Here is a 12,784-nt window from a genome sequence, read left to right on the forward strand (position 1 = left end):
CTTATTTAAGGATGGATGATTTCAAAATCACTTCTTGAGATTTCAATTACTGCTTGACCAAAAAAATTACTATACCATTTTTCCTTATTTTTGATGAAATTTAACTTGTTAACAAGCGGTTTAATTTGAATTGAATTTGTAAATTTCATTATTCTTTTTAATTTGACCCTAAAGGGAAAGATAATCCTTATACTAGATTTAAAAACCCTTTTATTATCTTTATATAACTCTGATTTGATTTCGTAAACCCCATAAAAGACACTTTCGCCAGTGATATACAATAAAACACTGTCACCCACATTTACTTTATTGATGGCTTTCTTATGTCGATCTGAGACACCATAGATACCTTTTTTATCGACGATTTCTGCATTATCCCTTCCTGTGACAAAAATAAAGAATTTTTTCAAACAATCAACCTCTCTTCGAGTGTATTTGATCATAAACAGCTAGATTTATCTACTACTTATTCATTACGACTATATAGGCTTTATTAAAAGCCGCGCTTGAAAATACTTTCTTCACTTCTTTTCAACTTTTGTATAGATAGTGAAGGTAAACAACTTTTGTATAGATAGTAAGGTAAAATACAAACTTCCAAAAACAATTTCTCGTAAAAAGTAAAGGAAATGTTTGGTGAAATATATGAATGAATACGATTTCGTAATTGCAAATGTTAGGCCTAGCAATTGGGAAATATGTATGAGAAATATGTGTCTAGGTGATAAGCCAGGGGGTACCACTTCAACAGGAGGTCGATTTACTTCAGGGATTAAACGTGGATCAATTCTTTTGCTGAGACGAGGGAAAGATGAATCCAGGGATCCTCCATATGGCGTTGAGGGGATTTTTGTGATTACTAGAATTGATGAAGCGACGTTAGATGAAAATGGTAAATTACTATGGCCGGGGAATTGGGAAAATTACGTTTATATTAAACCACTTATTAAATTTGAAAAACCATTTTGGGAAGATATGTATCGCGTTAGAAGATCAGATGGCTCTCTAGGTGGATCACAAAGCAAGAAGGTTCCTGGTCTTAAGAATCAACCTCATCTTAATCTATCTTATTTCAAACTAAAAGATCAAGAAGATACTGCTGGAGAAAACGTACTTCGCAATTATCTTCAGAAGATTCTTGAAGAGAAATATGACGATATAAAAAAAGTTGGTCTTCAACCTAATTCAACCGAAGAATTTATTGAAGAATTGAATTCTTTGGCAAAAAACAAGTTGTTAGAAGACGAATTGAGTGATACAGTCATAGATAGTGCTATAGAAGTTGAAATTGAGGAAATATCTCTGGTTGAGAGAATATTGGGAAAAGAGGATGGAAAAACTCTTGCTATCGATGAAGAAATTGTGTCGCGAATTTTGACTCACTTAAGCCTTGGAAAACATGTTATAATTCATGGACCGCCAGGAACGGGAAAAACTGAATTAGCAAAACGTATTTTACGTTATAAAGGCAAAGAAATATGCGGAAATGAGGATTTCATTACCGCTGTAGCGACTTATGATTGGGGAAGGTTCGAGGTAATTGGGGGAATAGATTTAAACGAAAAATTCCGAAATGGCTATGTTTTAGAGGCCATCAAGTATAAAAAGTGGCTTCTGATTGATGAATTCAACAGGGCAGATATGAATAAAGCCTTTGGAGAATTATTTATGGCGATCGATCATGGAGAAATTCCTCTTAGACCAGGAGAACAACCTGAAGGCATTGATGATGGGTCTGTAGTGCCCATCCCAAAAGAATTTCGGATAATTGGAACAATGAATGATTATGATAGATCGCTTCTCACAGAACTTTCTTATGGATTACGACGACGTTTTGCCTTTGTAGAACTTCCTTGTCCTGAGAAGGAACAAGAAATTAGAATCATGAAGGAAAGAACTCAGTTATTTTTAACCAAAGAATGTGAGCTGTATGATATTAAATCTTTTGACGCACATTGGAATGATTTAGAGTTCCAAAATGCTCTAAAATCATATCTTGAGTTCATTAACAGTATAAGATCTGTAAGAGTAGTTGGGACTGCTACGAGTATTGATATTGCGAAATTTTTGTTCTACGAGATATGGATTGATGAACATATTGAATCACCCTTTGAAGCTTTAGATAATGCACTTGTAGATCTAATTCTTCTACAGTTTGACCGCTTAGATCTTGAAATCTATAATCACTCGCTTCAGAAAGGAGAAGAAAGCTTCAGTTTTAAGGTTCCCAAATTCCTAGATGAACTCAAACGACTAAGAGACACTCTTAAGAAAGGCTTAATTGATTTTAAAGGAGAAGAATGATGAAAAAATTTGAAGACTGCGATAAAAAAACGATGTTTATAGATCTTCAAAACCTTATTCCGCGTTTCTCGAAAATTACAGGCCTTGAAATCGCAAAAGTACTTCGTTTATGTACAGGCCATCAAATTCGCTACTGGGAACATGACCTAAGTGCACTAAAACGGTTGATTCAGAGTTTTTCCCATGTGTTTTCAATCATACTCTGCCTGGATAAGAGACACTCTTCTGGCACAGAACATCTTCTATCAGTCAGAAAAAATTCTATTTTTGGAGACATAGACAGAAAAGAAACTAGGAACGAAATCAGAAATCAAAAAGAAAGAACTAAACTCGTCGTTTGTCATACTCTTAGGAGAACCAATATCACTCCAGAAAATGTATTGACTGCAGTTATACTAAGATCAATTATTCTATATTGCTCAGAACTTCTCGTAAGTCGTTTCTTTGATAAATTAAAATCGGAAGCAGATGAGACGTTCTTAAAGAAATTAGAAGACTACGTTCACGACATAAAAAGTATGTCAAATGAAATGATAATGAGTCGTTGGATCAGAGAAGCACTTCAAAAGATTCCAACGACAAGAACAGGTTTAAATATGCTTTTTAAATCCGTTTTACAACGATTACAGCAACAAGAAATATCAACACATTCACATAGATATTATAAGGCCCTCATTACATTTTTTAAAAAATGGCAAAGAAGTTATTCGTTTAGTGCGTTTCCAAGTGCAACTTTAAGAGATGAACTTCTCCTCTATTTTGAATCGAAAAATGAAGATCGATTATACCAAATATGGATCTTTTATAAAGTCTTAGAAGCCCTAGCAAATAAGTTTAAAACTCAAATCTATCAGTTAGAACATGCTCATTCCGTATTTGTAGCCCTAGGTGGAAAGTTGATAATTAAACATGAACACAAGTACAAAACGAACTGGATAAGCAAGCGACATAATAAAATACTATTCCGAAGACCTGATATCTCAGTTGCATATGACTCAAAAAGGTTTTTAATAGAAGTTAAAAACCGCCATTTCTGGAAAAAAACCGAATCAGGTAAATGGAAGATAAATTCGGGCATTATGAACCAGTTATTGGTATATGCACACCTTTCAAAGGTCGCAGAAGTCGAGGAACGAAGCGTTTTATTTGTGGGATCACAACCTAAAGATCATTCTCTGAAGGACGTCTGGGAAAACTTAACAGATTTCGGATGTCAAAATCCAAAGAGGATAGTGTGTATCAATCTTCATCCATCTCAATCCCCATCAACAATATTAGAGAAACTAAATAATACACTTGGAGAGATAATGGCTTAAAACGCTAAATTATAGGCCGTATAGTTGCCATGTGTACGGAAAAACATTTTATCTGCTTTGAACTAGCGCTTACTCAATTTCCTTTCGTAATAAAATATGAGGTTTTATGAAACATCCAATAGATACTTTTGAGTGGAATTTATACCTTCAAATCGGAGCACTGCAAATCTAAAGATACTCTTTAGCTTCTTTTGTAACAAAAACCTCTCTTTCCCTAATTCTGTTTAATAGAGATCTCTAGTTAAATCAAAAGCGATTTTAAACGACACTTTATCAAATACCGCTCTCACTATCTAACTCACTCGATACTTTCGATATGGACTGTAGCCTATCGTACCCAATTAAAACCGACCAAGAATTACATTTTCAGATAACCTACCTAAATTTCATAGTTTATGGTATTCACCGAAATATTCTTTTAAATCTTAGAATTTTTGTTTTTCTCATCGAAAATATTTTTGGATTATTTGTTCGAATTTCTTAGAATCTATAACTTTATCTTCATCTGTGATAATAAGTTTCTCAGAAAAACCATTCATTTAAATTCTTTTATTTCACTTAATATGTGTTTCAAACACTTGATAAAAGATATCGTTTCAATTCATCTTCTGAGTTATCCGCAGATACAAAGATCGGCACGTTTTCGATTCCCGTAGCTATGTAACTCGACAATAGCCACTCTCCAGGCGCAAACTCCAGTGTTTTTTCAAGAATACTCCGATCAATCATAAACGTATTACTAATTAAGCTTCTGTCATAAGGACGAGGCAACGTCCCCACAAAGTACGTATGAAGTTGCTGTAATGCATTTGTATTTAGATGTGCAATCCTTTGCGTAGCAATGCACCCACCTAAACCATATTTCCTTCCCTGCCGCAATAATCTTTCAACTGCTCTCGAACACACTTTATCTATTCCAGAAGAGCCAGCGAAATCGGGAATAAATTCCTGCGCCTCGTCAAACACAAATAAAATCTCTGGCTTCACTTTAAATCTCCTTTTTCGTCTTTGCAGTATAGCTCCTGTGAGATAGATTACAAGATCTTTGATATCATTAGCGTCTGATATTGAAATGCAAATAAGCCTTGTATCCCCTTCAATGAGTTGTATTAGCACATCATCAGTCACACAGTCGGTTTGAGTTGAATCATCGTCTTCGCATTCCTCAAGTTGTCTAAGGATATTCTGGCGAGTAGTAGCCCAGGCATAAACGCCCGATTTATCGTGAACATTATATTCTTGAACAGCCCGTCGAGCTATTTGATCAAGTTCATCGATAAATTCTCGATTTACAGGCATGGTATCGTATAAATTATTCTCCTCTACGTAACTAAGAATGAATGCAGTTATATCGTCTAAAGCATTTGCGTAATGGGGTTTTCCGAGACTATCTTTTCGTAAGACTTCGATTTCTTCGAGAATTTGACTATACGTCGGAACTCGAACTCTTACCTTACTGTAGAATGCAACCCTGTCCAAATTCATTATTTTTCGAAACGCATCAAGAACTCGTTGATCCTTTTCAAATTCTCTAGGTTTGACGACAGATGCATAGAATTGGCCAACATCTGCGACTCTAGACTCTAAAAGTATCTTTGACGGAATGTCAGGGTCTGTGAAAAGATCCATCAAAAGAAAAGAATATTCACACGAAATATCAAAAATTATAACTTTTGTATCCTTTGTATGAAGCAGAATCCTTCGCAGAACATTCGAGAGAAGATTACTCTTTCCTCCGCCTGTAAATGCAAAGATACCAAAGTGATAGCGAATTAAATCTCCAAAACTCACATATATCGGGATTTTATCTTCTTCTGACTCAAACATTTTAATTGTACCCAGACGTGGATCTTTCCTCGCCTCAGCACTTGTTTCTGCAATAACTGGTAATTTTTCCAAGATTTTTCCATTATACATCATATTGATTAGATCTCTGTTCAAAATATGAGCCTTCTCAGCTATTATGGGATACGTAAAACCTTTTTCATATGATATTTCGCCATTTTTAATGACAAGATCATAGTTTATTGGAATACTATTAATTTGAACCAACATTGTAGCTTTATCATCTGATTCCCAATCTGAAACTGATTGATCAATAATCTCGAATTGTAATGGATAATAACTACCATCAGATAAGCCACGTAATCCAAAATGTTCAGGCCAAATGCGAGTGATTTCTAATAATGTAAATCGAGCAACTTCTTCACGACTCTTAAAATTACGCACAGCTAGCAGCATGCCTTCTTCAACAAGACGCATGAGTTCCTTATCATATTCCACTTTAGCCTTGCAATTATACTTAGCTGATGTTGGAGCAAGTGCGGATTCAGCTCTAAACTGAGTTGGGATTACAGCAGCTAACCTTGCTTTAAATTTCCCTCCAAAATCGGTAAAATAGTCTTGAACTTCGAAACTAAATTTATTGTTGTTGTCTGGTTCGCTCAATTTTTGACCTCCTATCACGAAAGGTGCTCATATAAAACACAAATTTTCGCAAAGCTGGATTTGATGTTATCCAGTGCCTTGTCGAATTAATCACGTCCTGAAAGTATCTATTTTGCCATTTAGCTATGTTATCTGCAATAAAAAGAGGAATATTATGTCCAAAGGCTTCAGGGATGCTTGGATCTGTCATAGCGCTAAGAATGGTCATTACTAAATTCTGCAGTTCATTCTTATGGTCTTTTGTGTGGTAGTGAATAACATCGACAACCTCATCCACACCAGAAAAATGATTAGAGAACGTAACTATATTATCGTTTAGATCAAATTGCGGATAGACCAGTCGATCGATTAACAATACGTTACTTCTTAATTGTGGATCATAATCAGCAACTGACAGTTGAATATAGGTTTTGACAAATAACCGTTCAGGAGCAATCTTGTTTTGAATTGCCCCGCGAACGTGTTGTATACCTCTGTCTAAGTCTGGAATTAATGTTCTAAAGCAGGAATCATACTCAACAAGTGCCCAAGGCACCTTTACTTTCTGCCAATTGAGAAGTGAAGCTGACTGAAGTAACATCCTGTCGGTGTTGGGTAAGTTTGCAAATTCTGCGTGAGCTAAATTCTCGGGAATCAGCCCAGCACGGGTTGTAATGGGTATAACTTGCCGCTTGAAGTCACGTGCTGCAGTATCTTTCGTTATTCCAACTAATAAGATATTGTCCTTCCAGCATTTCTCAAGGATCATGTAAAGGCAAAATAAAGTGAGAAAGTTCATATCAAGTGTGGTAAACCAATGATATTCACCGTCTTTCTTCACTTTCATCAGTTTATCAAATTGCGGGTCACCTTGTGGTTCTTCCGAGAAAAGTGCTTCACCAATCATTTTTACAAGCTTTTTAAGGCGTTCCCATGTATCTTGATAGCGTTCTTTTAATTGATAACGCTCCCCTTGTTTGTGAATGATACCATATCTGATTAAACTTTTCATATAACGTTCTATACGCTCTGTAGTTTGCTCATCGTCTATATCAAGATTATTACAAACTTCATCAATACTTTGAGGACCATTATTCCTCAAAGAAAAGACAAGATAATATTTAAGATAATCTGCTCGTGGTGGAAGAACACCCAATTCAGGATTTTGAATCCAGTACCGACCAAGCCATAAATCATTTTCATCTATTTTGACACCATCAACTTCAACTCCAATGAGAGCTCCGTTTTTCTCCCAATGAGATTTCTTTCTGGTATCAACAGTAAAATGTGCTTGATCTGTGGAGAGACTTCTGTCCATTAATAAAAGCTGGATAGGCTTTTCTTGTGGATCTATGATTAATTTATAAGCCAGATAATACTCGGCAAACGTCATAATTTGATCTGCAATACTTGAATTGTCTATAATAGTCTGATCATCAAGTGGTCTCCTTAATGAAAGTTCGCCAGGTGTTGTTTCATCGAAAAACGTTTGATCTATCTCAGGGACTTCACAAATATACACAGGGATACAACTGGAACATCCAACCCCTTGCTTGAGAAATTCTTTTGGATAAGTCACGGAAGGAGGGGCATCACTTTTGAATTCAATTTCACCAATAGCTGCGAAGGCACCTCCATAGAAAATGGCAAGGTCAAAAAAAGATTTTGTGTACTCCGTGCCATCAACCGCAGCATATTTTATTTTATTTTCTCCAAAAAATGATCTTGCAGTAGCTAACGCGTCTTCTACTGAAAATTCATCAACCATGAATCGATGAAGAAATTGCTCATAGATTTTTTCAGAGGTTTTGAAGATTGTTTCGTATTCTGATATTTGTGAAGCAGCTTCAGTTCTTAGGATTTCGCCTACTCTTTTCAGCGTTTCGCTTAAAAATGAATGCTTCATCAATTCTCACTAAAGTTATTATTCGCTCGATGAATTATAATGATTTCTTAGTTTGTTGGTACTTTTATCCTATTGAGTTCTAAAATCCCCTCAAATTTTATTTTTGTTCCACAATCTTTTGAGTTCATCGATAAAAAAATAGGATTATTTGAGATGATATCTGAAAGTGACTATCGCAATTTTATATCTAACTAGATCAAAGGAAATTCTAGATGTTGGGATGTTGGTTATCTGTCTAATAGTTCTGATATCGAAGAGAGGAGAGAGTCCCAATTGAAGTATGATTTCGAATATCAATATCTCAAAAAATTAGAAGATTTCTTCAACGGTGAGGTAAAAGATATGCTCAAATGGATAGGTAATCCCTGGGAAAAATTTGGAAATTTAGACTTAATAAAGTGTTCTACAATTCCTAAAAAAGGATTTCAATGGAGTAAATTGCCAAGTATGTTAAAAAATGAAAGTATTGGGAAATGTTAGATCTGCTATTATCTAATGCAACTTCTGGAATTCAAGAAAATAAAAACACTGATCGACAAACTAGGAGAAAAAAGAAAAAGAAATAATCACATTCAATAAGATATGGAGGTGTTACTATGGTTGAACCAGATAAAGTTATTGATGAATTAGAAAAGTACATCGCAGAAGCAGATAGGTTAAGTGAGTTACATCTTGAAGAAGGCAGTGGGGAGGCAAACCGATTATATCAGAAAATCAGGAATTTTCTTCAAGCGGTAAATAAAGAAAAAAGTAAAGAATTTGATCGCATTATCGGCATCGGCACAGTTGTCCATAAAACAGATGATAGGGAGCAAGAAATATATATTAAGAGACTTAAGAATGTGAAAAATTTCCTACTTGCATTTAAGGAAAAAATCGAACAAAGAAAATGACAACTAAAAAATCCGAGTAGGTAATTCTCCTTTTCGTTATCGAAAAAATAGCATTTCTTAGAACATACACCAACTATTTGCTATACTTAGATTCCAGATATTTTCCAAAAGGAACAGCATATTTTTTTGCCAATTCCTCAGGATCTTTAATATCATAGAAAAGGATTGAAGTGAGATTTATAGTACGCTCTTCATCAATAAAATTCAAATTTGGGTCAAATAAATATTTGAAAAGGGTTGTTTCTACATTTTTGATTTTTATTTGATTTGATTTCTTTATTTCGTGGAAGAAACGAATTATATCATAAAGAAGTTCCAATGATGGCGCGCTGATAACCGAAACTCTATCAGCAACTTGTTTTAGATCGTTCATACGCTTTTTCATTTTCTTATCTAACAATTCTTTGTTAGCAATAATCAAAAGATTACATGCATTATATTGATCTTTAAAGTTCTGACAATATTCAAGTAATTTTCGTTCTTCAGCTATATCTAAAGACTTACCCGATTTTGCATCGATTAGAATTGGGTTATCTTTCAAAACTGTTAAAAATTCTGGCTTTCTCTTTGTACCTTCGCCTATTTTAGTAGTTTTGGGAAATATTTTTTGTAAAATCTTAAAACAAACATCTTCGAAATTATAACCCCCTCGTTTTGATTTATGGATCAGAAAAGTTCCTGCTAAAGTGTGAACAAGCAAATGTGGGTGAATTTTGTGCTCTTTTACCATCTTATAAAAGAGATCAATTTTGCTTATAAGCAACCGAGATAATTCTTGAAAAACAGGTTCATTAAAAATAGTTTGGTAATCGATAACCTGTCCTAATTCCAATAGATCTTCTATTACCTTATTATTTCTAAGATTTGGAAGAATAAAAAATGGGTAATGGATTGTTTTTTCACTTGAGAAAAAGTTGATTATTGGACGTATATCTATCGGATTTATTAAGAAGAAAATAAGAGAAAGCGGAATTTCTGGCAGTTTTGAAAAATAATGTTTTTGAATAATCCAATCTTTTTCATTTTCTTCTTCTTTTGTGATAAAATATTTCCCGATTAAGTGGCTGAATTTCTCTTTTAAAATAGAAAAAAGAGTGTCTGTGTTAATCGAAATTAATTTAAGGTCATCTTCATTTATCTCAAAACGTCCGTGTTCATCGCAAGAAATGTAAAACGTTCCATTGTCTGAGAAAATAGGGAGAGCTTTGCCACAGTCATCATCACGACATCTTTCATATTTCTTAGAATGCAAATTGAAGAGATTATTTGAGATGAGGCTTGTAATTTCTTTCTTCTTCAAATTAAACTTTGCCTTCAATTGTCGAAGAGTAACCTTTCCAGAAGGAGCAAGAAAGTCTAGTAATTCTAAAAATCTGTATTTATTCAAATTGGACCCATCTCAGAGATTTAAGAAATTCATCATATGCTCTTTGTTCTTCTAAATCAATATAAGGAGGATAACGCCAATAACCTTTCTCAAAGTTTACGGTCACAAGTTTGCCGGACAAAGCCGAAACAAAAACTATTTTATTAATACTTTTTTCTTTCCGCAAATCGTGATCATATTGTTTCTGATACCTTTGTAAGCTTTCGAGGACATCATCTGAAGATAGCATAATTTTTAGATCTTCTATATTGTTGTCAAGTAACTCTATCTCCTTTATGGAATCAACAACTTTTGTGGGCAATTTCTTACTTTCTTCCATTATCCTATCCAAAACTTCAGATACATCTTCTCGTTCTTTTTCGATCAATATTTCTTGTTTAGCCTCGATTCCTGAAGTTTGGCAAAAGACTTTCTGTATACTACCCCTAATTTTGGTGGATGGGGCCTTTACACGCATCTTTTTTTCTTTTTTGTCTAAGAAAATAAATGCCCTGTCGTATTTTGGATTGATTAGAGCGAAGTGAATACTTTCAACAATTTGAAGGGCTTTTTCTATACCAAGTACAAATAAAAGAAATTGGTCACTGTCTATAAAACATTCAATATCAAATTCTTTCATTGAAGTTTTTTCTTTGAGTTCTACATAAAGCGTAGCTTTTAGCCGAACCTCGTCTTCTGGTGAAAAAGTGAAAGTTACTTTCGATTTGCCAATGTCATATCTATCCCATTTCCGATAAGAGATATAATTCTGCAGATAGGAGAGTTTCAAGAGGTTTGCAAATGAATCTTCATATATTTTAAGGATTTTTTCAATTTTGTCCATACCAGATGGATCGCTTGCTTTCACATTAGAGATAAAAAAGTCTAATGTTTTTTCAGTGATACTTTTGTTCAACAGATATAAATAAAATGCTTCGAACGTTATTGCATTATATTTTGATAGTTTAACATCATCAATAAGCGTATTAAGTTCAATATCTAATTGATATTTTCTGAGAACAGATTTTGCAAACCGCTGTAAATCTTCATTCTTCACGAGATCTGTACAAAATTGATAAAATTTTGTTGGATCAAAAATAAGCCTTGCTTTTGCCCAGAAACTCGTTGGATCGTAGAAATCCTTATTAATATACAGTTTGAGTAAAAAAGAGACGCGATCAATTTCCAATAAGTCCTGTCTTTTTATTTCGTCAAAATCTAAAAGTAATATTTCTTCCCTTTCGCCTATAGGAAAATGAATTTCTTCTAGGTCTACGGAGTCCTGCATTAAACCTTCTAGTTTATCAATAAATTCAGAAAACGTTTCGTGATGAATTCTACCTTTCGAATATAAATCAAGAACTGTGATCAAAAGTTGAATGAACTTGTTTTCTTTTTCCTCTATACTATATGTGCCTAACTCATCCATTTTTTCTTTTATGACTTTTTTCCAACGTAAATTAATTAGGTGCCGCGGTTCACCAAGAACCTCTTGATAACTCGGTAACATTGTACTCATCTTATTAGAATACATTTCTATACCTTTTTGAACTTTATTCATTATCCAGTAGTGAATAAATTCGGAAAAAATTGTTATATTTTCGTTTTTATATTATTGAAAAAATTTATAGCCGATCTCCAAATATATTCATATGAAGTGATTACTGAATAGGATGAATTTCTATGGAGTCTATCGATGTTAATGAAAAGGAAATAAATGCATTAAAGATTGCAGACAAAGTAGATGGTGCAACAAAGACGGATCTAGGTAGAAAAATTGATATCGAGAAACTTATCAATCATGGACTTTTAGAGGAGCATTACCCTCTTACAAAATCAGGAAAGACACAAAAACGTCCGCAATTTAGAACAACTGAAAAAGGAAAACAAAAATACAAAAGTTCCACATCACCAGAAGAACTAACGAAGATAATTATTTCTAATTTCACAAATCTTGAGAATTCTTTGAAAGAATTCATGAAAATATTTTCTTCAATGACTGCTAATTTAGTTTCCGAAATATCAACTCTCAAATCATCAATAACAAAGAAATCAACTGCTAAAATCACGAGTATGTCTGATTCAGAATTGGAGCGAATTATAAAAGAAGAATATAAAAAATTAGATTCAGAATTTCCAGCACTTGGAGGAGTAATTGAAATACCACTTTTGAGAGAAAAGGTTATTTCAAGGAGCTCTATAGGTCAACAGAAGTTTAATGAATTTATAAAAGAAATGGGAAATAAAGGAATTATAGACTTGAAGTTCGCTATGGACACTTTAAGTGTTAAGGAACCCGAAAAAGGAATAAGATTGCCCAAAGGTTTAGCTTATTACGTTTTATGGAGAAGATGAATGTGTCTATTGCGGAAATAAATAAAATTATTCTTACAGAACCCAATCCATTTTCAGATTTTGTTGTCAGGCAACCATGGACTATACCAGTTGATGTTGAATCAATTAACAAACATATTACAGATGCAATCTTTGATGCAATTAGAAAAATAAAAATTCATCCTCAAAAAAGATCCAAAATTATCGTAATTACAGGGGACACAGGTCAAGGAAAAAC

The 12,784-nt window shown here is 33.9% G+C and carries 10 protein-coding genes and 1 pseudogene; 6 read left to right on the forward strand and 5 right to left on the reverse strand.

The annotated features are described in order from the left end of the window. Positions 1–5: 5 nt before the first annotated feature. Positions 6–410 (reverse strand): EVE domain-containing protein, encoded by a 405-nt coding sequence (locus QVB70_RS04815; RefSeq protein WP_287583936.1) that lies wholly within the window; start codon positions 408–410, stop codon positions 6–8. A gap of 235 nt (positions 411–645) precedes the next feature. On the opposite strand from QVB70_RS04815, the gene QVB70_RS04820 reads away from it, so the two are divergent. Beyond that, positions 646–2,304, forward strand: a complete 1,659-nt coding sequence (locus QVB70_RS04820; protein ID WP_287583938.1) for an AAA family ATPase — start codon at positions 646–648, stop codon at positions 2,302–2,304. Continuing rightward, positions 2,304–3,620, forward strand: a complete 1,317-nt coding sequence (locus QVB70_RS04825) for a hypothetical protein (protein ID WP_287583940.1) — start codon at positions 2,304–2,306, stop codon at positions 3,618–3,620. The genes QVB70_RS04820 and QVB70_RS04825 overlap by 1 nt, the downstream gene beginning before the upstream one ends. Before the next feature lie 570 nt (positions 3,621–4,190). On the opposite strand, the gene QVB70_RS04830 is transcribed toward QVB70_RS04825, so the two are convergent. Both QVB70_RS04830 and QVB70_RS04835 read right to left on the reverse strand, forming a co-directional pair. Next, positions 4,191–6,068, reverse strand: coding sequence for an ATP-binding protein (locus QVB70_RS04830; protein WP_287583942.1), 1,878 nt, complete (start codon positions 6,066–6,068; stop codon positions 4,191–4,193). Next, positions 6,043–7,953, reverse strand: a complete 1,911-nt coding sequence (locus QVB70_RS04835; protein ID WP_287583944.1) for a hypothetical protein — start codon at positions 7,951–7,953, stop codon at positions 6,043–6,045. Before QVB70_RS04835 ends, QVB70_RS04830 begins: the two co-directional genes overlap by 26 nt. Before the next feature lie 273 nt (positions 7,954–8,226). Here QVB70_RS04835 and QVB70_RS04840 point away from each other — a divergent pair, with 273 nt between their 5' ends. Both QVB70_RS04840 and QVB70_RS04845 read left to right on the forward strand, forming a co-directional pair. Continuing rightward, positions 8,227–8,433 carry a hypothetical protein gene (locus QVB70_RS04840; protein ID WP_287583946.1) on the forward strand — a complete coding sequence of 69 codons (207 nt, stop codon included), beginning with the start codon at positions 8,227–8,229 and terminating at the stop codon, positions 8,431–8,433. A 116-nt stretch (positions 8,434–8,549) separates the two neighbouring features. Next, positions 8,550–8,846 carry a hypothetical protein gene (locus tag QVB70_RS04845; RefSeq protein ID WP_287583947.1) on the forward strand — a complete coding sequence of 99 codons (297 nt, stop codon included), beginning with the start codon at positions 8,550–8,552 and terminating at the stop codon, positions 8,844–8,846. 73 nt (positions 8,847–8,919) lie between these two features. Here QVB70_RS04845 and QVB70_RS04850 read toward each other — a convergent pair whose 3' ends face one another. Further along, positions 8,920–10,233, reverse strand: a complete 1,314-nt coding sequence (locus tag QVB70_RS04850) for a hypothetical protein (protein WP_287583948.1) — start codon at positions 10,231–10,233, stop codon at positions 8,920–8,922. After that, the gene (locus tag QVB70_RS04855) at positions 10,226–11,746 is read right to left on the reverse strand and encodes a hypothetical protein (RefSeq protein ID WP_287583949.1); all 1,521 of its coding nucleotides are present in this window, start codon (positions 11,744–11,746) and stop codon (positions 10,226–10,228) included. Before QVB70_RS04855 ends, QVB70_RS04850 begins: the two co-directional genes overlap by 8 nt. Before the next feature lie 149 nt (positions 11,747–11,895). Between QVB70_RS04855 and QVB70_RS04860 the strand changes: the two genes are divergently transcribed. Then, complete coding sequence (locus QVB70_RS04860) at positions 11,896–12,567, forward strand: hypothetical protein (protein ID WP_287583951.1); 672 nt, start codon at positions 11,896–11,898, stop codon at positions 12,565–12,567. A gap of 2 nt (positions 12,568–12,569) precedes the next feature. Further along, positions 12,570–12,784, forward strand: a pseudogene (locus QVB70_RS04865) (hypothetical protein); the annotation flags it as partial.

The sequence above is a fragment of the Candidatus Borrarchaeum sp. genome, from assembly GCF_019058535.1.
In the GTDB taxonomy this organism is placed as follows: domain Archaea; phylum Asgardarchaeota; class Sifarchaeia; order Borrarchaeales; family Borrarchaeaceae; genus Borrarchaeum; species Borrarchaeum weybense.

What these genes read in the sequence shown, in the direction of transcription:
- QVB70_RS04845 (WP_287583947.1), top strand. Translation starts at nt 8,550, where the DNA reads ATGGTTGAACCAGATAAAGTTATTGATGAATTAGAAAAGTACATCGCA.
- QVB70_RS04835 (WP_287583944.1), bottom strand. Translation starts at nt 7,953, where the DNA reads ATGAAGCATTCATTTTTAAGCGAAACGCTGAAAAGAGTAGGCGAAATC.
- QVB70_RS04860 (WP_287583951.1), top strand. Translation starts at nt 11,896, where the DNA reads ATGGAGTCTATCGATGTTAATGAAAAGGAAATAAATGCATTAAAGATT.
- QVB70_RS04825 (WP_287583940.1), top strand. Translation starts at nt 2,304, where the DNA reads ATGAAAAAATTTGAAGACTGCGATAAAAAAACGATGTTTATAGATCTT.
- QVB70_RS04855 (WP_287583949.1), bottom strand. Translation starts at nt 11,746, where the DNA reads ATGTATTCTAATAAGATGAGTACAATGTTACCGAGTTATCAAGAGGTT.
- QVB70_RS04820 (WP_287583938.1), top strand. Translation starts at nt 646, where the DNA reads ATGAATGAATACGATTTCGTAATTGCAAATGTTAGGCCTAGCAATTGG.